The 19,581-nt window shown below is 61.2% G+C and carries 16 protein-coding genes and 1 pseudogene; 9 read left to right on the forward strand and 8 right to left on the reverse strand.

The window, feature by feature from the left end; genetic code table 11:
* Positions 1–101: 101 nt before the first annotated feature.
* The 6 genes from ptsN to lptC all read right to left on the reverse strand — a co-directional run bounded on the left by ptsN (position 102) and on the right by lptC (position 5,643).
* Complete coding sequence (ptsN, locus tag J2Z75_RS07530) at positions 102–566, reverse strand: PTS IIA-like nitrogen regulatory protein PtsN (RefSeq protein ID WP_209849952.1); 465 nt, start codon at positions 564–566, stop codon at positions 102–104.
* Between the two features lie 168 nt (positions 567–734).
* On the reverse strand, positions 735–1,310 hold the full coding sequence (gene hpf / locus J2Z75_RS07535; protein ID WP_209849954.1) for a ribosome hibernation-promoting factor, HPF/YfiA family: 576 nt from the start codon (positions 1,308–1,310) through the stop codon (positions 735–737).
* A 295-nt stretch (positions 1,311–1,605) separates the two neighbouring features.
* On the reverse strand, positions 1,606–3,180 hold the full coding sequence (rpoN, locus tag J2Z75_RS07540) for an RNA polymerase factor sigma-54 (protein ID WP_209849957.1): 1,575 nt from the start codon (positions 3,178–3,180) through the stop codon (positions 1,606–1,608).
* Positions 3,181–3,574: 394 nt separating this feature from the next.
* Entirely contained in the window at positions 3,575–4,384 is an 810-nt protein-coding gene (gene lptB, locus J2Z75_RS07545; protein WP_209849961.1) for an LPS export ABC transporter ATP-binding protein, read from the reverse strand.
* 13 nt (positions 4,385–4,397) lie between these two features.
* The gene (locus J2Z75_RS07550; protein ID WP_209849964.1) at positions 4,398–4,958 is read right to left on the reverse strand and encodes an LptA/OstA family protein; all 561 of its coding nucleotides are present in this window, start codon (positions 4,956–4,958) and stop codon (positions 4,398–4,400) included.
* 16 nt (positions 4,959–4,974) lie between these two features.
* Positions 4,975–5,643, reverse strand: coding sequence for an LPS export ABC transporter periplasmic protein LptC (gene lptC / locus J2Z75_RS07555; RefSeq protein WP_209849967.1), 669 nt, complete (start codon positions 5,641–5,643; stop codon positions 4,975–4,977).
* 225 nt (positions 5,644–5,868) lie between these two features.
* Between lptC and sppA the strand changes: the two genes are divergently transcribed.
* The 3 genes and pseudogenes from sppA (at position 5,869) to J2Z75_RS07570 (ending at position 7,671) form a co-directional block, all read left to right on the forward strand.
* The gene (gene sppA, locus J2Z75_RS07560; protein ID WP_209849970.1) at positions 5,869–6,828 is read left to right on the forward strand and encodes a signal peptide peptidase SppA; all 960 of its coding nucleotides are present in this window, start codon (positions 5,869–5,871) and stop codon (positions 6,826–6,828) included.
* Positions 6,829–6,944: 116 nt separating this feature from the next.
* Positions 6,945–7,265, forward strand: a pseudogene (locus tag J2Z75_RS07565) (integration host factor subunit beta); the annotation flags it as partial.
* A 61-nt stretch (positions 7,266–7,326) separates the two neighbouring features.
* A complete protein-coding gene (locus tag J2Z75_RS07570; protein WP_209850679.1) occupies positions 7,327–7,671 on the forward strand; it encodes a DUF1049 domain-containing protein in 345 nt (114 codons plus the stop codon).
* A 6-nt stretch (positions 7,672–7,677) separates the two neighbouring features.
* On the opposite strand, the gene J2Z75_RS07575 is transcribed toward J2Z75_RS07570, so the two are convergent.
* Positions 7,678–8,136: a CoxG family protein gene (locus J2Z75_RS07575; RefSeq protein WP_209849973.1), complete on the reverse strand. Its 459-nt coding sequence runs from the start codon at positions 8,134–8,136 to the stop codon at positions 7,678–7,680.
* A 259-nt stretch (positions 8,137–8,395) separates the two neighbouring features.
* Here J2Z75_RS07575 and J2Z75_RS07580 point away from each other — a divergent pair, with 259 nt between their 5' ends.
* The 5 genes from J2Z75_RS07580 (at position 8,396) to J2Z75_RS07600 (ending at position 14,081) form a co-directional block, all read left to right on the forward strand.
* On the forward strand, positions 8,396–9,403 hold the full coding sequence (locus J2Z75_RS07580) for a class I SAM-dependent rRNA methyltransferase (RefSeq protein ID WP_234937242.1): 1,008 nt from the start codon (positions 8,396–8,398) through the stop codon (positions 9,401–9,403).
* A complete protein-coding gene (locus J2Z75_RS07585) occupies positions 9,400–10,260 on the forward strand; it encodes a TrmH family RNA methyltransferase (protein WP_209849975.1) in 861 nt (286 codons plus the stop codon). Before J2Z75_RS07580 ends, J2Z75_RS07585 begins: the two co-directional genes overlap by 4 nt.
* A complete protein-coding gene (lspA, locus tag J2Z75_RS07590; RefSeq protein WP_234937207.1) occupies positions 10,260–10,748 on the forward strand; it encodes a signal peptidase II in 489 nt (162 codons plus the stop codon). The genes J2Z75_RS07585 and lspA overlap by 1 nt, the downstream gene beginning before the upstream one ends.
* 56 nt (positions 10,749–10,804) lie before the next feature.
* Positions 10,805–13,108, forward strand: a complete 2,304-nt coding sequence (locus J2Z75_RS07595; RefSeq protein WP_209849977.1) for a PAS domain-containing hybrid sensor histidine kinase/response regulator — start codon at positions 10,805–10,807, stop codon at positions 13,106–13,108.
* A 94-nt stretch (positions 13,109–13,202) separates the two neighbouring features.
* Positions 13,203–14,081, forward strand: coding sequence for a GNAT family N-acetyltransferase (locus J2Z75_RS07600; RefSeq protein ID WP_209849981.1), 879 nt, complete (start codon positions 13,203–13,205; stop codon positions 14,079–14,081).
* Positions 14,082–14,313: 232 nt separating this feature from the next.
* Here the strand turns inward: J2Z75_RS07600 and J2Z75_RS07605 are convergent, their stop codons facing one another.
* A complete protein-coding gene (locus tag J2Z75_RS07605) occupies positions 14,314–16,599 on the reverse strand; it encodes an NADP-dependent malic enzyme (protein WP_209849983.1) in 2,286 nt (761 codons plus the stop codon).
* A gap of 102 nt (positions 16,600–16,701) precedes the next feature.
* On the opposite strand from J2Z75_RS07605, the gene mutS reads away from it, so the two are divergent.
* The gene (mutS, locus tag J2Z75_RS07610; RefSeq protein WP_209849986.1) at positions 16,702–19,443 is read left to right on the forward strand and encodes a DNA mismatch repair protein MutS; all 2,742 of its coding nucleotides are present in this window, start codon (positions 16,702–16,704) and stop codon (positions 19,441–19,443) included.
* Positions 19,444–19,581 lie beyond the last annotated feature (138 nt).

Genomic DNA, 19,581 nt, shown 5'->3' on the forward strand with positions numbered 1-19,581 from the left:
TACGAGGCAATAATTTTCGATTGCCGGCGGGATGCCCGTCAAAAAGCAAAAAGCGCAGCCTTGCGGCCGCGCTTTCTCAACTGACTTAGCCGTTTTGTCCGTCAGGCCGCGTTGGAAGCCTGGTCGTCGCTGAGGAAGGCGTAGATCGCCGTCGCTGAATCCGTCGCCCGCAGCCTGGCAACCATGTCCGGGTCACGCAGGACGCGCGCAATCCGCGACAATGCCTTCAGGTGATCGGCGCCGGCGCCTTCGGGGGCGAGAAGCAGGAAGACGAGGTCGACCGGCTGGTCGTCCAGCGCTTCGAAATCGACCGGCGCTTCAAGGCGTGCAAAAATACCGACGATCGACGACAGATGGCTGAGCTTGCCGTGCGGAATGGCAATGCCGTTGCCGACGCCGGTGGAGCCCAGTCGTTCGCGCTGAAGGATGACGTCGAATATTTCCCGTTCGGGAAGTCCGGTGATCTTGGATGCTTTTGCCGCCAATTCCTGAAGCAGCTGCTTCTTCGAATTGGCCTTCATGGCCGGAAGTATCGCATTCTGCTGCAGCAAGCCTGCCAATGCCATTCTTTTGTCCTCGTTCACAGGTAGAAACCGCGACGCCCGGCAAAATGCCGGACGGCGGCCCCATCCATCTTTCTCTCGGCGGTTTCCCGGCGGACCGTCAACGGTCTTCCGCGCATCCACCACCAGAAAAAAGCGGTCATTCGAGTGCCGGCACTCGAACTAATCCGCTTAGCCCTTGATATTGGCTGCATCAATCCAGCCAATGTTTCCATCGTTGCGTCGATAGACGATATTCAACTGTTCATTGCCAGGACTACGGAACATCAGAACGGGATCATCCGTCATATCGAGCGCCATGACGGCGTTTGCGACAGACATCGTCTTCAGTTGTTTTGAACTCTCCGCAACGATCGTCGGTGCATAATTGTCCGGAAGCTCGTCGTCTTCATCGGGCACTGAATCCATTACGGTGTAGGCTACTTCGGCAAATCCAGCATGGCCGTTGCCATTGTGGTGGTCCTTGAGCTTCCGCTTGTACCGGCGGATGCGCTTGGCAATCCGCTCTGACGCCGCGTCAAACGCGGCTTGCGGATCGTTCGCTTCCCCGCTCGCCTGCAAGGCCGCACCAGAATCGAGGTGTATCTTGCAATCGGCGCTGAAGCGGGATCCAGACTTTTCCACAGTGACCTGGCTTGAATATCCTCCGTCAAAATATTTGGTTACGGCCAGTTCGATCTGGTCTTCGATCCGCAGACGAAACGTTTCGCCGATTTCCATATGTTTACCGGATACACGCACACTCATGGAGTTTCCTCTCTTTTCGTGATTTGCGTAGCCAGTCTATTCCAACCGCATCCGTCATCCAAGCATTTCACGCACGCAAAAGAATTTTGCGTCAGAACGGCCTGGATTTGGAGGGATATGCTTACGGCAGGCTCTATGCCCGTGCCCATTGCGGCCGCCTCATACTACCGGTTGATGTCAGAGTCAATAAAACAGTCGAGAAACCTGAAATGTTAGGTCCCGGGCCTGTTGATGGCCGGGATAATGGGGATAACTTCGGGCAGTTCAAATGGTTGCAGTCGAGCCGTCGCATCGGTCATGCGGAGACTTTGGCGATTGCCCGTTTCTCCCTTCGGCGCTGAACGGAGGAGGGGATGTTCATCGCCTCGCGATATTTCGCCACAGTCCTGCGGGCGATATCGACGCCGCCCTTCTTCAGGACATCGACAATATCGTCATCCGAAAGCACGGCATCCGGGCTTTCCAGCACGATCATGTTGCGGATGCGATGGCGCACGGACTCCGCCGAATGCCCATCGCCGCCCTCCGCCGATCCGATCGAGACGGTGAAGAAGTATTTCAGCTCGAACAGCCCGCGCGGCGTCAGCATGTATTTGTTCGATGTCACGCGGCTGACGGTCGATTCATGCATCTTGATGGCATCGGCGACGGTCTTCAGGTTGAGCGGCCGCAGGTGATCGACGCCGTTGATCAGGAAGGCATCCTGCTGGCGCACGATCTCGGTCGCCACCTTCATGATCGTCTTGGCGCGCTGGTCGAGGCTGCGGGTCAGCCAGTTGGCGGTCTGCAGGCACTCGGTGAGGAAAGCCTGGTCCGGGCTGTTCTTGGGTGCGTGACGGGAGACCGTCGCATAATAGGTCTGGTTGACGAGCACGCGCGGCAGCGTGTCCGGATTGAGCTCCACCGCCCAGCTGCCATCCTGCGCCGGGCGAACGACAATATCCGGGACGATCGCTTCCGAAGGGCTCGCCTCGAAACCCGTGCCCGGCTTCGGGTCGAGCTTGCGGATTTCCGCGAGCATGTCGATAAGGTCTTCCTCGTCAACGCCGCAGATACGCTTGAGGCTGGCGAAATCGCGCCGGGCCAACAGTTCCAGGTGGTCGAGAAGCGCCGCCATGGCGGGATCGAGCCGGTTGCGCGCGCGCAGCTGGATGGCAAGGCACTCACTGAGCGTGCGGGCAAAGACGCCGGGCGGGTCGAGCTGCTGCAGGCTGTCCAGCACCCGCGCCACATCGGCCGTCGCGCAGCCGAGCCGTTCGGCCATCTCCGTGATATCCGCATGCAGGTAACCCGCTTCGTCGAGCTGGTCGATCAGGTGCTGGGCAATCAGAAGATCGGCGGCGCCGTGCACGCTGAAAGGAACCTGTTCGTTGAGGAAATCGCGCAGCGTCACGCGGTTGGCGACGAAATCGTCGAGGTCGTAACCTTCGCTGCTTTCGCCCTCGCCGCCGCCCGGCATGGACTTCCACTGGCTGAGCAGTTCCGGTGCATCGGCACGCTGCGGCGTCGTATCGTCCGGAAAGACATTTTCGAAATTGGCGTCGAGCTGCTCGCTCATCCGCTCGCCGGTCACAGAGGTGGCGCTGTCGTAGACGTCGCCCAGCGGGTCGAAGGCGGCACCCTCGGCGTTGTCGCGGTCGCTCCGCTCATCCGGCGTGATGTGAAGTTCGTCCTTGCCGTGCCGGTCCGCGCCGGAGGGCATATCGTCATTGGCGGCGAATTCGAGCAACGGATTTTTCTCGACTTCCAGCTCGATGAACTGGTTCAGTTCGAAATGCGTCATCTGCAGCAGCTGGATCGACTGCATCAGCTGGGGCGTCATGGCCAGGGTCTGGCTTTGACGCAGGAAGAGGCTGGCTGAAAGTGCCATTCGGACGCGAAACTCCCCTCAATTCTCCGAGCCGGCCCTCATTTTCTAAGGGATGAAAGTGCCAGCTCTTCAATTGGCCCAAAAATTGCGTATTAATGGGGTTTGGTCAAGCGGTAGCGGAAAATAAGATGAATATCGAAGACGCCGGGCATTTTTATATGCAATACGCGTCCAAAATGATCGAAATGGGCAAATTCGGCTCGATTTCGTGCATTTGACGTGTAGAGGCGATTTCTTCGGGCCAGCGATCGCTGAAGCAATATTGCGCCGCAGCATTTCCGGGCGCGTAAAAGTTGCGCAATTCCGGCAACCGGTCAAGAGGCATGTTCCAGAAGCGGCAGATTTTTGTCCGCCGCCGCTGTTTCCGTTTACCATATGGCGAAGGGATCGAGCCTCAAAGGCTGAAATTGTCACCAAGATAGAGGCGCCGGACATCCGGGTTGGTGACGATGTCGTTGGCTCGCCCATGCGTCAGGACTTCACCCGCGTGGATGATGTAGGCACGGTCGATCAGTCCCAGCGTCTCGCGGACATTGTGGTCGGTGATCAGGACGCCGATGCCCCGCGAGGTCAGGTGCCGCACCAGCGCCTGGATGTCGGCAACCGAAATCGGATCGACGCCGGCGAAGGGTTCGTCGAGCAGCATGAAGGTCGGATCGGTCGCGAGCGCCCGGGCGATTTCGAGGCGACGACGTTCGCCGCCCGAAAGGGCGACCGCCGGCGATTTGCGCAGGTGGGAAATATTGAACTCGCTCAAAAGCTCGTTGAGCTTGCTTTCGCGCCGCTCGCGATTCTTGTCGTGCACCTCGAGGACGGCGCGGATATTGTCCTCGACGGTCAGGCCGCGAAAGATCGAGGCTTCCTGCGGCAGGTAGCCGACGCCGAGGCGGGCACGACGATACATCGGCATCGACGTGACATCGTTGCCGTTGATCTCGATCGAGCCCTCGTCAACAGGCACGAGGCCGGTGATCATGTAGAAGCAGGTCGTCTTGCCGGCGCCGTTGGGTCCAAGCAGGCCGACAGCTTCGCCGCGGCGCACGACCAGCGACACGCCGTTGACGACCGTGCGTCCACGATAGGCTTTCGTCAGGCCGCGGGCGATCAGCGTGCCTTCATAACGTGCCTTGTCGACGATGCGCTCCGGCGCTCCGGCTTCGGGCTTGCCGCCGCGTTTGCGTTTGTGAAGAAAGGGAATGTTCACGTGGGCGTCTGCATCAGTTCGTTTTCTGGGACTTCGGGTCGAGCTGAATCTGGACGCGGCCACCACAGGCTTCCAACTGAGCCTCGCCGGTATCCATCTGGACGTTCAGCTGGCAGCCGGTAAAGACGTTCTTGCCTTCCGACAGCACGACCTGCTTGCCCTTCAGCACCAGCGTCTGCGCCGTCATGTTGAATTCGCCGGTGTCGGCGGTTGCCTGCTGCGTGCCTGACTGCAGGAACACCTTCTGGTTGACCTCGATGCGGTCGATATCGGCATTGCCCCCGGAAATCGCACCGCCGCCCTTCTTGTAGAAAACCACCATGTTGCCGGCCTGCAGTGTCGTCGTTCCCTGAACGACCTTCACATTGCCGGTGAACATCGCCTTGCTTTCCGCGTCCTTGATTTCCAGCTTGTCGCTTTCGATCTGGATCGGCTCATTGTTGGAAAGCTGCATCCCCTTGATCTTGCTCGTCGTCGCCTGAGCGGCGGCTGGAGAAAAGGAGGCGCTGGCGAAAAGGCTCAAAAGAATGAATGTTCCGGCAAGCCGAAAGGAAAAGGCGGAAGTGGCCGACATATGTTGCACCGGTTTTCTAGTTGGCGGTTTTGCGAATGGTTTTGGGATCGACAACGACCTTGACCATGCCTTCAAATGTAACAATGCGTCCCTTATCCGTCATTCTCAGCGACTGTGCAACAATGGAACCGCCGTTCATGGTGATTGCAATCGGCTTCTTGGTTTCCATCTCGCCGGCATTGATGTCGAGATAGGCCGCCTGGAAATCGGCGATCAGGCCGTTGTTCATCGTTATGGTGAATGGGGCATTCATATTCAATGTGTTGCCGCCCCTGTCATAGATACCGCTTGCCGCCTCGACGGTGGCGATCAGAGTAGCGTTGACGGGCATCTCGGCATGGATCGTCTCGAGCGTGATGATTTCTGGATTGGCAATGTCCTGCAGCGCACGCACCGCCTTCATCGAATAGCTGATGTCCTGCTTGTTGCGGCCGGAGATTGCCGGGTTCTGCATGACGATCTTGCCGTTCTCGATTGTCGCGTTTTCGATCTGCAGGTTTTCCGGCAGGAAAGCGCGCACCACCGAGACGGCCACGAAGATCGCCCCGATCAGGACGGCCACCAGCGGCAGGATGATCTTCAGCCGCTTGACGCGCCGGGAATGGCGCGCAGCGACCGAATAGGCATCGGCCAGGATCGGCCCCGAATGCGGCAAGGCGCCGGAAAATTGCACTTCATTCAGCATTAAATAGACCTGTCGTTCAAGATACATCGCGGCGCAAATACGCATATGCCATGCCTGCCAAGCGATGTGAGTGATCGCGAATATGGAGATTTTTTTGTTCCACGACAATGGAGGCGCGAATTTTGTTCAAGCCGGGTTACAACGTCGCCGCGCTGCCGCTATTGAATTGTGCGTTTCGTAAAAAAGGGCGGTTCGTCCCGCAGCCCTTGAAAAGGAGGAAAGATCATGGATCAGCTCGCCATCGCCGACCGGCGCCAGCTTCGGCGGAAACTCGGTTTCTGGCGGATCGTGTCCATTGCTCTCGTGCTCTGCGCGGGCATCGCGGTCTACCTTTATTCGGGCGCGGGACAGGTCGGCGGCTTCAGTCGCCCGCATATCGCGCGGGTCAACATTTCCGGGATCATCCAGGATGACCGCGAGCTGGTGGAGAGGCTGAACCGCATTGCCGAGGACGACGCGGTCAAGGCCCTCGTCGTCACCATTTCCTCGCCGGGAGGCACGACCTATGGCGGCGAAGTGCTGTTCAAGGCGATCCGCAAGGTCGCGGCGAAGAAGCCGGTCGTCTCCGATGTCCGCACGCTGGCTGCCTCGGCCGGCTACATGATTGCCCTTGCCGGCGACCATATCGTGGCGGGCGATACCTCGATCACCGGTTCGATCGGCGTGATCTTCCAGTATCCGCAGGTCAAGGACCTTATGGACAAGATCGGCGTGTCGCTGGAGGAGATCAAGTCGGCACCGCTCAAGGCGGAGCCCTCGCCATTCCATCCGCCGAGCGACGATGCCAAGGCGGTGATCCAGGCGATGATCGACGATAGTTTCAACTGGTTCGTCGATCTCGTCGCCGATCGTCGCAAGCTGCCGCGCACCGAGGCATTGCAGCTTGCCGACGGGCGTATCTTTACCGGTCGCCAGGCGCTCAAACTGAAGCTGATCGACGAGCTTGGCGGCGACGATGAAATCCGCGCCTTCCTCGACGGCCGCAAAGTTGGCAAGGGCCTCGACGTCATCGAATGGAAAGCCCCCAGCAGCTCCTTGCCATTCGGGCTTGGATCGGCAGCGGCCGTATGGCTCAAATCCTTGGGATATGACGCTTTTCCGTCTCTTGGCAGTCTCGAAAAGTTGGGGCGCGAGAAGTTGTTTCTTGACGGTCTGGTTTCCGTTTGGCAGGTTGGCAGCGATTGAGAGTACCCGGTGATCTCGTGTCTGCGGTTTTTGGAGGTTTGAAAGCTGCAGGGCGGCATCACGAGAGATGGACATAACCATCCGATGGGCGTAACGCTTTAAGAACACATGTAAAATCACCAGAGGGGGCGACAGTGATCAAGTCAGAGTTGGTGCAGATTGTTGCGGCTCGCAATCCGCATCTCTATCACCGTGATGTCGAAAATATCGTCAACGCGGTTCTCGATGAGATCACAGATGCCCTGGCCGGTGGAAACCGGGTCGAACTTCGCGGTTTCGGCGCGTTTTCGGTGAAGAACCGGCCTTCGCGCTCCGGCCGCAATCCGCGCACCGGCGACAGCGTGTTCGTCGAGGAAAAATGGGTTCCCTTCTTCAAGACCGGCAAGGAATTGCGCGAGCGCCTTAATCCTGGCGCCGATGATGAAGATGATGAATGAGCCGTGGTGATCCGCCCGGTGCTGGACAGCCTCGGGCAGGCGGCATGACGGAGACGGAATGATGATGAAGAAGCTGTTGAATATCGTGGTGCTGATTCCGGTCGCCATCATTCTGATCGTGCTGTCGGTTGCCAACAGGCAGACGGTGACGCTGGCGCTCAACCCGTTCAATCCGGCAGACAGCGTCCTGTCTGCCTCGGCGCCGTTCTTCGTCTTCCTGTTTCTCGCGGTGATCTTCGGAATGATCGTCGGTTCGCTTGCCACATGGTTCAGCCAGGGCAAGTACCGCAAGCGGGCGCGCAACGAGGCCCACGAAGCGGTCAAATGGCATGCGGAAGCCGAGAAGCACCGCACCCGCGCCGAAACCATCGCCTCGCAGACGCTGCTTCCGGCATCCTCCAAATAACGCCGCTCAGCTGTTGGCCGCGGCTTGCGCGCTGACGGCCGCATTGAAGTCGGCGAAGAATTGCTGGGCAAGCTTCTTGGCGCTGGAGCCGACAAGCCGCGAGCCGAGCTGCGCCAGCTTGCCGCCGATCTCGGCCTTGGCCTCATAGGCAAGAATGGTGTCATCGCCGTCTTCCGTCAGTATGACGTCGGCGCCGCCCTTGGCAAACCCGGCAATGCCGCCCTTGCCCTCGCCGGAAATGGTGTAGCTCTCGGGCGCGTTGATGTTCGACAGGACCACGTCGCCGGAGAAGGACGCCGAGACCGGGCCGATCTTGATCTTGACGCTGGCCGACAGTTCGGTCGGCGATTTCAGCTCCAGCGACTGACAGCCGGGAATGCATTGCCTTAGAATTTCGGGATCGTTCAGCGCCGCCCAGACGATATCGCGGCGGGCAGCGATGCGTTCTTCGCCCTGCATCTCCATGATGATCCTCCCTGATCATGTCCGTTCAAATGTATCGCAGATCGGAAACAGCTTTGCCAAGAGAAAGAGCGGTGCTATTTGCAGCCTTTCAACCAGAGCAGATGACGGACGAAGCGGCGTGAAAGACAAAGATAGACGGCCAAAGGGCAAAGCCGGACCGGCCACGTCGTCGCGCGGCGTGCAGGGCCGTGCTGTACAGGTGACGGGAAACCGGCCGCCACAGGCAAAGCCGCACGCAACCAGAAGCGGCGATGGCCGCATGCCGGCAAAGAGTGCTCCAGAGAAGACGGTGGCCAAGCCCGCAAGTGCGGACGCCGGCCCGCCGCGCGTCGAGGTCCGCATCCGCACCGGGGCCAAGCCGGATGAGCGCATACCGATCATTCTCGAGACCAAGGGCGCGCGCGATTATCACCTGATCGACAGTGGCGACGGCCTGAAGCTCGAACAATACGGCCCATACCGGATCGTCCGCCCCGAGGCGCAGGCGCTCTGGCCGAAGACGCTGCCGTCGCATGTCTGGGAGAACGCCGATTCGATCTTTACCGGCGATACCGACGAGGACGGCATGGGTCGCTGGCGCTTCCCGAGGCAGGCCCTCGGCGAGACCTGGCCGATGCAGATCCTCGACGCCGAATTCTATGGCCGCTTCACCGCCTTCCGCCATGTCGGCGTCTTCCCCGAGCAGTTGGCCCACTGGAGCTGGATGAAGGAACGCATCGAGACGGCCGGCCGACCTTTGAAGGTTCTCAACCTGTTTGGTTATACCGGCGTCGCCTCGCTGATCGCCGCGAAAGCCGGCGCCGAAGTCACCCATGTCGATGCCTCCAAGAAGGCGATCGGCTGGGCGCGCGAAAACCAGGCGCTCGGTCGTGCCGACCATCTGCCGATCCGCTGGATCTGCGAGGATGCGATGAAGTTCATCCAGCGCGAGGAGCGCCGCGGCAGCCGCTACGACATCATCCTCACCGACCCGCCGAAATTCGGCCGCGGTCCCAACGGCGAAGTCTGGCAGCTCTTCGATCATCTCGCCCTGATGCTGGATATCTGCCGCGAGATCCTGTCGCCGGATGCGAAGGGGCTGGTGCTGACCGCCTATTCGATCCGCGCCAGCTTCTATTCCATCCACGAGCTGATGCGCGAAACGATGCGCGGGCGCGGCGGTGCGGTGGAATCGGGCGAACTGATCCTGCGCGAAGGCGGGCTTGACGGCAACGAGCCGGGCCGGGCGCTTTCCACCTCTCTCTTCAGCCGTTGGGTGCCGAAATGAACGACTATACCCGCGACCACGGTTCCCGCCGCGTCGGCCAGGTGAAGGAAGTCACCAGCCTTGCCAATCCGATCATCAAGGACATCAAGGCGCTCTCCAACAAGAAGGAGCGCGACGAAACCCGCTCCTTCATCGCCGAAGGCTTGAAACTGGTCATCGACGCGCTCGATCTCGGCTGGACCATCAAGACGCTGGTCTATGCCAAGGCCGCCAAGGGCAAGGCGCAGGTCGAGCAGGTGGCCCTGAAGACGGTCTCAACCGGCGGGCTGGTGCTTGAGGTCAGCGAGAAGGTGCTGTCGGCGATCACCCGCCGCGACAATCCGCAGATGGTCGTCGGCGTCTTCGAACAGCGCTATGCCAGCCTCCGCGACGTGAAGCCGGCTCTCGGCGAAACCTATGTTGCGCTCGACCGCGTCCGCGACCCCGGCAATCTCGGCACCATCATCCGCACGGCCGATGCGGCGGGCGCCTCCGGCGTCATCCTTGTCGGCGAAACCACCGATCCGTTCTCGCTGGAAACGGTGCGCGCGACGATGGGTTCGGTGTTCGCGATGCCGATCATCCGGGCAAACGTTGCCGATTTCATCAAATGGCAGAAGGCTGCCGGCACGCAGGTCGTCGCCACACACCTTGCCGGTGCCGTCGACTACCGCACCATCGACTACCGCAAGAAGCCCGTCGTGCTGCTGATGGGCAACGAGCAGGCGGGGCTTCCCGACGAACTCGCCAGGGAAGCGACAGCGCTTGCCCGTATCCCTCAGCAGGGACGGGCCGATTCGCTCAATCTGGCGATCGCCACCGGCATCATGCTGTTCGAGGCACGCCGTCATCTGCTGACGCTGGACGACAGGACATAATGGAAAAGACAGCTCTTTTTTCGCGCCCGCTGCCGATTCTCGTTCTTGTCATCGTGGCGATGCTGCTCGATCAGGCGATCAAGGTCGCGGTCGAGATGTGGTTGCCATTTCAGCAGGCCGTGCCGGTCATGCCGATGCTGGCGCTGTATCGCACATATAATTACGGGGTTGCCTTCTCCATGCTGTCCGGCATGGAGGGGTGGTTCATCGTCAGTATGCGCCTGATTGTCGTCGCGTTCGTAATATGGCTATGGCGCCGGACGCCAAAAGACCGGTTCTTCGCGCATCTCGGCTATGCGATGATCATTGCCGGCGCCCTCGGCAATCTCGTCGATCGGTTGATCTTCGGCTATGTCATCGACTACGTGCTGTTTCACACGGCGACCTGGTCCTTCGCCGTTTTCAATCTTGCCGACAGTTTCATCACCATCGGTGCCGGTTCCATCATCCTGGACGAACTCCTGCAGATGAAAAAGCGGGATCGGTAAAATTTTACGGACCGGCTGAAGCCAATCAAAACGCTTGCCATGCTAGGGCAAACGTCATGAGCGACCTGCCAAACCTTAGAAAACGGATTGCAGCCGAGTTCAGCGTGCCGGGCCGCACGCTGGGCCAGAAACGCGCGTCCGCCACGACGCCGGATGACGATCCCCACTCGCTGGAACCGGACGATGGCTTCGATGTGCCGAAGGAGCGCTACCCTGCGCTGAAGCCCGCACTGGCAGGCGCTGGACTTCTCGGTTCGGCCGCCATCCTCGGTACCGGCGTCGATGCGGGCCTCCATATGCTATCCGCGGGACTTGCCGTCGCCGGCGTTGCCGGTGCCGCGCTGCTGCTGCGCGATTGGTATCGTTCCTCCGTTCGCCCCGCGACGATCCACGGTCGCGCGCGTGCTGAGAAGGCGAATGACAAACGGTGGGAGCGAAGCGAGACATCGCAGCTTCTCTCGACCATCCACGATGCGCTTGGCGATATCGCCATCATCCGCGAGCCAGGCGGCAAGATCGTCCAGGCCAATTCCGTGTTCTGCCGGCTGACCGGATGGCTGAAGCCCGAAGGCATGACCTGCGAGGCACTCGGGATCGAATTCGAACCGGCATCCGGCCCCAACCACTTCCGCGTTCGGATCGTTACCGATGCCGGCGCAAAACTGTTCGACTGGCATGACGTGATCGCCCGCGAGCCGGCAAGCGGAGCATTCATGCTGCACAGCATCGCCCGCGACGTGACGGAGGAAAGCCGGATCGCCCGCGAAAGCGAGGAAGCGCGCCGTCGCGCTGAGAATGCGAGCCAGGCGAAATCCCGGCTGCTGGCAACGGTCAGCCACGAGATCCGCACGCCGCTGTCGGGCATCCTCGGCATGAGCCATCTGATCAGCCAGACGCGGCTGACCAGCGAGCAGAAGAACTATCTCGCCGGCATGCGCCAGTCAGGCCATGCGCTGGTGCAGCTGGTCGATGATCTTCTCGATTTCTCGTCGATCGAGGCCGGCCGTTTCCAGCTCCGCCCTGCGCCGGAACCCCTGCGTGAGACGATCGAGAGCGTTGTCGAGATGCTGTCGCACCGGGCCCATGAAAAGGGCATCGAGATTGCGGCCACGGTCACGGCGGATGTGCCGGGCCTGATGGATTTCGACGCAGCCCGTTTGCGCCAGGTGCTGTTCAACGTCGTCGGCAATGCGGTCAAGTTCACTCATACGGGCGGCGTGCTCGTCAGCGCTCTGCTGGACCGCGAAACGATCGTCATCCGCATCGACGACAGCGGACCGGGCATGAGTCCGCAGGAGCAGGCGCGGGTGTTCGACGAGTTCGAGCAGGCAGGCGCCAGCGCCCAGCGCGCCGGCGGCGCCGGCCTTGGTCTCGCCATCTCGCGGCGCATCATGGAAGAATATGGCGGTTCGCTGACGGTTTCCAGCGTTCCCGGCAAGGGCAGCACATTCGAAATCCGCTTTCCCGCGCTTGGCTGCGATCTCGCCGCCGCCGCTCGCGCCAGAAAGGGTGTCCTCGCCGGTTCCCGCGTGCTGGTGATGGCGCCGGCGGGGCCGGCATCCAGGGCGCTTTCCGAGACGATCAGGACGCTGGGCGGCGTCTGTGAATGCGTCGAAACGCTGGAAGATGCGCAGGCCGTCGCGGTGCGTGCACTGTCGATGGCGACATCGCTGACGGACATCATTGTGGATCATCGGCATGCCGCGCAGTTCCGCCGGCTGCTGGCGCAGATGCCGGGTCTCGACCAGCAGAAGCTGCGCAAGACCTATCTCGTCAATCCGGAAGAGCGCAACGGCCGGCCGATCAACCAGATGGACGGCTATCATGCCTGGCTTATCCGACCTTTGCGGGAAAAGTCTCTGGTCGAGGTGCTGCGCGGCCGCATGAAGGGAATGGAAGTGCGCGACGCGATCAACGACAACCGCCCGGTATTGCGGGAGGTTCCGGCCCTGCGCGACAGGCCGGCCGAAGGCGGTGTGCTTCTGGCGGAAGACGACCCGATCAATGCCTTCATGGTACGCTCCGTTCTGGAGAGGGCTGGCCACTCGGTGCGTGTTGTCGGAGATTTCGAAGCCCTGGCCGTCGCCCTGTTCGATGCCCCACCTGCCATCCGCATCGCGCCGGAATTGATCATCAGCGATCTGAACATGCCGGGTGGTGACGGGCTTTCCATGCTGCAACGCATCCGCGCGGATGAGCGGCAGTCGGGCGGAAGACCTGTTCCGGTCATCGTCCTGACCTCCGATACGCAGCCCGACACGCGCGAGAAACTGATGGCGGCCGGAGCGAGCGCCGTGCTGTCCAAGCCTGCCGATCCGAAGGCGCTGACGGCGGAGATCGACCGCTTGCTCGACCGTTGACTGGCGATGGTTTTCTTGTAGCCCCAATGTCACTATCCTGTCGCAGAAACATGGTTTAAGCCGCACAGGATCAAAGCGACTAGGATGACGCGCGATGACAATCGAACCTTTGGATCTGGTTGTAGTGGCTGACCAGCCGCAGACCCGTCTCCGGGGCGTCAATGCCCCGGCGCATGACATACTTGGCCGTATCGGCAATCTCGAAACGCGCCTTGCCCGCAATGCATCCGAGATCGATGCGGCGCAGGCGGTACGCTACAAGGTCTTCGTCGAAGAGATGAAGGCGCAAATCCCGCAGGATGCCGATCGCCGCAAGCGCGATGCCGACGCCTGGGATCTCGTCTGCGATCATCTCCTGGTGCTCGATACCGCGATCGACGGCGACCCGGAAGACCAGATCGTCGGAACCTACCGCCTGCTTCGCCAGGATGTCGCGGTGCGCACCGGCGGTTTCTATTCGGCCTCCGAGTTTTCGGTCGGCTCGCTTCTGGAGCGCCACCCGGACAAGAAGTTCATGGAGCTTGGCCGCTCCTGCGTTCTGCCGGAGTATCGTACCAAGCGTACTGTCGAGCTTCTGTGGCAGGGCAACTGGGCCTATGCGCTGAAATATGGTGTCGATGCGATGTTCGGCTGCGGCTCGTTCCCGGGCGTCATTCCGGAAGAACATGCCTTGGCGCTCTCTTTCCTTCATCACAACATGGTGGTGCGCGACGAGTGGGACGTGTCGGCCCGCCAGGAACTGTTCCGCACCATGGACCTCATGCCGGTCGAGGCCATCAACATGCGCAAGGCGCTTGCCGCCTTGCCGCCGCTGATCAAGGGCTACATGCGCCTTGGCGCCATGGTCGGCAAGGGGGCTGTCGTCGATCACGCCTTCCGTACCACCGACGTGTTGATCGTTTTGCCGATCACCAACATCTCCGGCCGCTACCTGAACTATTACGGTGCGGATGCGGGCCGTTTCGCCAGTTGAAACGGTTAAAAAAGTCTTTCGCGATTGCAAAATGACTTGACGCAATGCAGCATTATTGAATACAGTTTGGTTGTGAGTGGAAGTTTTTTGATCAGGCCTGCGGTACTGCGTAATAAGTATTCAACTGAGTGTTTTTTGATCAAGCTAGACATATCGCATGAAAAAGCCCGCTCCGGTTTTCCCGGGCGGGCTCTTTTCGTTTCACAGGCTTTGCTCTGGTGCCTGGTATGAGTCAGCTATTGGCGTTGTGCGCCGCGAGTGCTGCCATGTTGACGATGTCGGAGTCCTTGGCGGACATGGAGACGATCTGGACCGATTTGTCGAGACCGACGAGCAGCGGGCCGATCACGGTCGCCCCACCCAGTTCCTGAAGCATCTTGGTCGAGATCGACGCCGAGTGAAACGCCGGCATCACCAGCACGTTGGCTACGCCCGATAGGCGGCAGAACGGATACTGCTCCATCACCTTGGCATTCAGCGCGACGTCCGCCGCCATCTCGCCGTCATATTCGAAATCGACGCGGCGCTTGTCGAGGATAGCGACCGCCTCACGCACCCGCTCGGAACGTTCGCCGGAGGGATGACCGAAGGTGGAGTAGGCCAGAAGCGCCACGCGCGGCACATAACCAAGCCGGCGGGCAAGGCCTGCCGCTTCTTCGGCGATATCGGCCAGTTCATCCGCAGACGGCATGTCGTGAACAGCGGTATCAGCAACCAGAACGGTGCGGCCACGGCAAAGCGCCAGCGACACGCCGATCACCCGGTGCCCCGGTTTCGGGTCGATGCAGCGGCGCACGTCGTCGAGCGCGGTGGAATAGTTGCGGGTGATGCCGGTCACCATGCCGTCCGCATCCCCAAGTGCCACCATGCAGGCGGCGAAGTGGTTGCGGTCGTTGTTGATCAGGCGCTGCGCGTCGCGGTGCAGGTAGCCATGCCGTTGCAGGCGAGCGTAGAGATAGTCCGTATAGGCACCGGTACGCTTGGAAATGCGGGCATTGACGATCTGGATGCCGGGGCGGTCGAGGTCGATGCCCTCGCGTTCCGCCGTCTCGCGCATCCGGTCCTCGCGGCCGAGGAGCATCGCCGTGCCGAGGTCCTGGTTGGCATAGGCGAGCGCGGAGCGCATCATCTGCACCTCTTCGCCTTCGGCAAAGACGATGCGCTTTGGCTGGCGGCGGACGCGTTCGTAGATGCGTTGCAGCGTCGAGGCGATCGGGTCGCGGCGGGCCGACAGCTGGCGACCATAAGCGGCCAGATCCGGAATCTGCTTGCGCGCGACGCCGCTTTCCATCGCGGCCTTTGCGACTGCGACGGGGATGGACGAAATCAGGCGCGGGTCAAACGGCACGGGAATGATGTATTGCGGCCCGAAACGCGGGCGGTTGCCCTGATAGGCGGCCGCCACATCGTCCGGCACGTCCTCCTTGGCAAGGCTTGCAAGCGCCTCAGCGGCGGCAATCTTCATGGCCTCGTTGATGGTGGAGGCATGGACGTCGAGCGCACCGCGGAACATGTAGGGAAAGCATAGCACATTGTTGACTTGGTTCGGATAGTCGGATCGGCCTGTGGCCATGATTGCGTCGTCGCGAATGGCGGATACCTCCTCCGGCGTGATTTCCGGATCGGGATTGGCCATGGCAAAGATGATCGGCTTTGCGGCCATGGACCGGATCATCGCCTCCGAGAAGGCGCCCTTTTGTGATAGGCCGAGCACCACATCCGCACCATCCATCGCGTCTTCGAGCGTACGCCGGTCGGTCTTGGCAGCATGCGCCGTTTTCCATTGGTTCATGCCGTCGGTGCGGCCCTGATAGATGACGCCCTTCGTATCGCACATGATGATGTTTTCGGGCGCAAAACCCATCGACTTGATGAGCTCGACGCAGGCGATTGCCGCCGCGCCTGCACCATTGCACACCAGCCGGGTAGTCTTGAGATCACGGCCTGTCAGCTGCAGCGCGTTGATGAGGCCGGCGGTTGCGATGATCGCCGTGCCGTGCTGGTCGTCATGGAACACCGGAATATCCATGATCTCGCGCAGTTTCTGCTCGATGATGAAGCATTCCGGCGCCTTGATGTCCTCCAGATTGATACCTCCGAACGACGGTCCGAGGAACCGCACGCAATTGATGAATTCGTCGGCGTCTTCCGTATCGACTTCAAGGTCGATCGAATCGACGTCGGCAAAGCGCTTGAACAGGACCGACTTTCCTTCCATCACCGGCTTGGAGGCGAGCGCCCCCAGATTGCCGAGCCCCAGGATGGCGGTTCCGTTCGAAATCACAGCGACCATGTTGCCGCGGGTCGTATAGTCATAGGCCTTGGACGGGTCGGCGGCGATCGCCTTCACGGGCACGGCGACGCCCGGCGAATAGGCAAGGGACAGATCGCGCTGCGTCGCCATCGGTTTGGTCGGCGAGATCTCCAGCTTGCCGGGCCGGCCCTGCGAATGGAAATCGAGCGCTTCCTGATCCGTGACGCTGGTTGCGCTGCGGTCGGTCTTGTCATTTGCGGGCATGGGTCCTCCAACCTTTTGTGGGCGACGGCTCTCCTTAGCCGCTTTGTTGTTGTCTTCTATAAACGCGCATGGATAGTGTGGCACCACTTTTTTGGAACCAGCATGACTTTTGTAGCCGAGCCGATCACCCGCAGAACCGAGGTTCTCACCGCCGTTCAACTGGCGACGGAGGAAAGCCGCGCCACGGCCACGCCGATGATGGAACAGTTCATCGAGATCAAGGCGAACAACCCGGATTCGCTGCTGTTCTACCGGATGGGCGATTTCTACGAGCTGTTCTTCCAGGATGCGGTTGAGGCGTCGCGGGCACTCGGCATCACGCTGACGAAGCGCGGTCAGCATCTCGGCCAGGAAATCCCGATGTGCGGTGTGCCGGTGCATGCCGCCGATGACTACCTGCAGAAGCTGATCGGGCTGGGCTTCCGCGTCGCCGTCTGCGAGCAGGTCGAGGATCCGGCGGAAGCCAAGAAACGCGGCGGAAAATCTGTCGTCAAGCGTGACGTGGTGCGGCTGGTCACGCCGGGCACGATCACCGAGGACAAGCTGCTCTCGCCCTCGGAATCGAATTACCTGATGGCGCTGGCGCGAATCCGCGGCGGTGCCGAGCCGGCCATAGCACTTGCCTGGATCGACATTTCCACCGGCGTCTTCCGGTTGGCCGAAACCACCGAAACGCGGCTGCTCGCCGATATCCTGCGCATCGAGCCGCGCGAACTGATCCTGGCCGATACGGTCTTCCACGATCCGGATATGCGTCCGGTCATCGATATTCTCGGCCGTGTCGCCGTTCCGCAGCCGGCCGTGCTGTTCGATAGCGCCACGGCGGAAAACCGGGTGACGCGCTATTACGGCGTCAAGACGCTCGACGGCTTCGGCAGCTTTTCCCGCGCCGAGCTTGCCGCCGCTTCCGCCGCGATTTCCTATGTTGAAAAGACCCAGTTCGCCGAACGTCCGCCGCTGGGTGCACCCGAGCGAGAAAGTGCCGCTTCGACGCTGTTCATCGACCCCGCGACCCGCACCAATCTCGAACTGGTCAAGACCCAGTCCGGCGACCGCAACGGCACGCTGCTGAAGGCGCTGGACCGCACCGTGACCGGCAGCGGCGCCCGGCTTCTGGCCGAACGGTTGATGTCGCCGCTGACGGATCCGGAACGGATCAATGCGCGACTGGATTCCATCTCTGCACTCGCCGATCAGCCGGCCTTTTGCAGCGACCTGCGCTCCGCGCTCAAGCACGTGCCGGACATGCCCCGCGCCCTGTCACGCCTGTCACTCGGCCGCGGCGGCCCGCGCGATCTGGGCAGCATTCTTGCCGGATGTCAGTCTGCGGTCGAGGTGGCCGGCCTGCTTGGCCGTGGCGATCTTTCCGAGGAACTGGGTGCGGCGCTTCAAGCATTGAGGGTGTTGCCGCAGGACATGGTCCAGCAACTGGCCACCATTCTCGGCGACGAACTGCCGCTCTTGAAGCGCGACGGCGGTTTTCTCCGTGACGGCGCGAGCCCGGAACTCGACGAGATGCGGGCTTTGCGCGACCAGTCCCGCCGGGTGATTGCCGGCCTGCAGCTCGACTATGCCGAGGAAACCGGCATCAAGTCGCTGAAGATCAAGTATAACAACGTGCTTGGCTATTTCATCGAGGTGACCCAGGGCAATGCCGGGCCGATGACCGACAGCCCGGAGGCCAAGGCCCGCTATATCCATCGCCAGACCATGGCCAATGCCATGCGCTTCACCACGACGGAACTCTCCGATCTCGAAACGAAGATCGCCAACGCCGCCGACCGGGCGTTGACGATCGAGCTCGAAGCTTTCGACAGGCTGTCCGCCTTAGTCGTGGCGGAAGCAGAAGCGATCAAGGCTGCTGCCCTGGCCCTCGCGGTGGTCGATGTCTCCGCCGGTCTCGCGACACTCGCCGAGGAGCAGGCCTATTGCCGCCCGCTGGTCGATACCTCGAAGATGTTTGCCATCGACGGCGGCCGTCATCCGGTGGTCGAACAGGCACTGCGCCGCCAGTCGGGGCAGGCTTTCGTTGCCAATGCCTGCGATCTGTCGCCGCATGACGGCGAGGGCGACGGGGCGATCTGGCTGCTCACCGGTCCCAACATGGGCGGTAAATCGACCTTTCTGCGCCAGAACGCGCTGATCGCCATCATGGCGCAGATGGGCTCCTTCGTGCCTGCAGCATCCGCTCATATCGGCATCGTCGACCGGCTGTTTTCCCGCGTCGGCGCATCCGACGATCTGGCGCGTGGACGTTCAACTTTCATGGTCGAAATGGTCGAGACAGCCGCGATCCTCAACCAGGCCACGGATCGCTCCTTGGTCATCCTCGACGAGATCGGCCGTGGCACGGCCACGTTCGACGGCCTGTCGATCGCCTGGGCCTCCGTCGAGCATCTGCACGAGGCTAACCGTTGCCGCGGATTGTTCGCCACGCATTTCCATGAGCTGACGGTTCTCTCCGAAAAGCTCGGACGGCTGTCGAACGCCACGATGCGGGTCAAGGAATGGGACGGCGACGTCATCTTCCTGCACGAGGTCGGCCCCGGCGCCGCCGACCGCTCCTATGGCATCCAGGTCGCGCGCCTTGCCGGCCTTCCGGCCTCCGTCGTCGCGCGCGCCAAGGATGTTCTGGCGAAACTCGAGGATGCGGATCGCAAAAACCCGGCCAGCCAGCTGATAGACGATCTGCCGCTGTTCCAGGTGGCGATCCGCCGCGAGGAGCGGACGAAAGCCGGGCCGTCGAAGGTCGAAGAGGCGCTGAAAAGTCTCAATCCGGACGATATGACCCCGCGAGAGGCCATGGACGCGCTTTATGCGCTGAAGAAACAACTCGCGAAGTAGGGTTTGAAGACCTGAAGCGCGTGTCGGCAGAGGGGCGCTATCGGTCACAAAATGACGTGAGCTGACGTCCCGCCGCGCAACTTTTCGTTTGAAATTTCTGGCCCTGCCCCTGTAGGTTACCCTGCGGGTTGGGGATAT

The sequence above is a fragment of the Rhizobium herbae genome (assembly GCF_017873135.1).
In the GTDB taxonomy this organism is placed as follows: Bacteria; Pseudomonadota; Alphaproteobacteria; order Rhizobiales; family Rhizobiaceae; genus Pararhizobium; species Pararhizobium herbae.

Excerpts from the sequence above, each read along its gene's own strand:
- mutS (WP_209849986.1), top strand. The coding sequence starts at position 16,702 with ATGACTTTTGTAGCCGAGCCGATCACCCGCAGAACCGAGGTTCTCACC.
- lptC (WP_209849967.1), bottom strand. The coding sequence starts at position 5,643 with ATGCTGAATGAAGTGCAATTTTCCGGCGCCTTGCCGCATTCGGGGCCG.
- sppA (WP_209849970.1), top strand. The coding sequence starts at position 5,869 with ATGGATCAGCTCGCCATCGCCGACCGGCGCCAGCTTCGGCGGAAACTC.
- J2Z75_RS07570 (WP_209850679.1), top strand. The coding sequence starts at position 7,327 with ATGATGAAGAAGCTGTTGAATATCGTGGTGCTGATTCCGGTCGCCATC.
- J2Z75_RS07580 (WP_234937242.1), top strand. The coding sequence starts at position 8,396 with ATGCCGGCAAAGAGTGCTCCAGAGAAGACGGTGGCCAAGCCCGCAAGT.
- rpoN (WP_209849957.1), bottom strand. The coding sequence starts at position 3,180 with ATGGCACTTTCAGCCAGCCTCTTCCTGCGTCAAAGCCAGACCCTGGCC.
- J2Z75_RS07550 (WP_209849964.1), bottom strand. The coding sequence starts at position 4,958 with ATGTCGGCCACTTCCGCCTTTTCCTTTCGGCTTGCCGGAACATTCATT.
- J2Z75_RS07600 (WP_209849981.1), top strand. The coding sequence starts at position 13,203 with ATGACAATCGAACCTTTGGATCTGGTTGTAGTGGCTGACCAGCCGCAG.
- J2Z75_RS07595 (WP_209849977.1), top strand. The coding sequence starts at position 10,805 with ATGAGCGACCTGCCAAACCTTAGAAAACGGATTGCAGCCGAGTTCAGC.
- J2Z75_RS07605 (WP_209849983.1), bottom strand. The coding sequence starts at position 16,599 with ATGCCCGCAAATGACAAGACCGACCGCAGCGCAACCAGCGTCACGGAT.
- J2Z75_RS07585 (WP_209849975.1), top strand. The coding sequence starts at position 9,400 with ATGAACGACTATACCCGCGACCACGGTTCCCGCCGCGTCGGCCAGGTG.
- lspA (WP_234937207.1), top strand. The coding sequence starts at position 10,260 with ATGGAAAAGACAGCTCTTTTTTCGCGCCCGCTGCCGATTCTCGTTCTT.
- J2Z75_RS07575 (WP_209849973.1), bottom strand. The coding sequence starts at position 8,136 with ATGGAGATGCAGGGCGAAGAACGCATCGCTGCCCGCCGCGATATCGTC.
- hpf (WP_209849954.1), bottom strand. The coding sequence starts at position 1,310 with ATGAGTGTGCGTGTATCCGGTAAACATATGGAAATCGGCGAAACGTTT.
- ptsN (WP_209849952.1), bottom strand. The coding sequence starts at position 566 with ATGGCATTGGCAGGCTTGCTGCAGCAGAATGCGATACTTCCGGCCATG.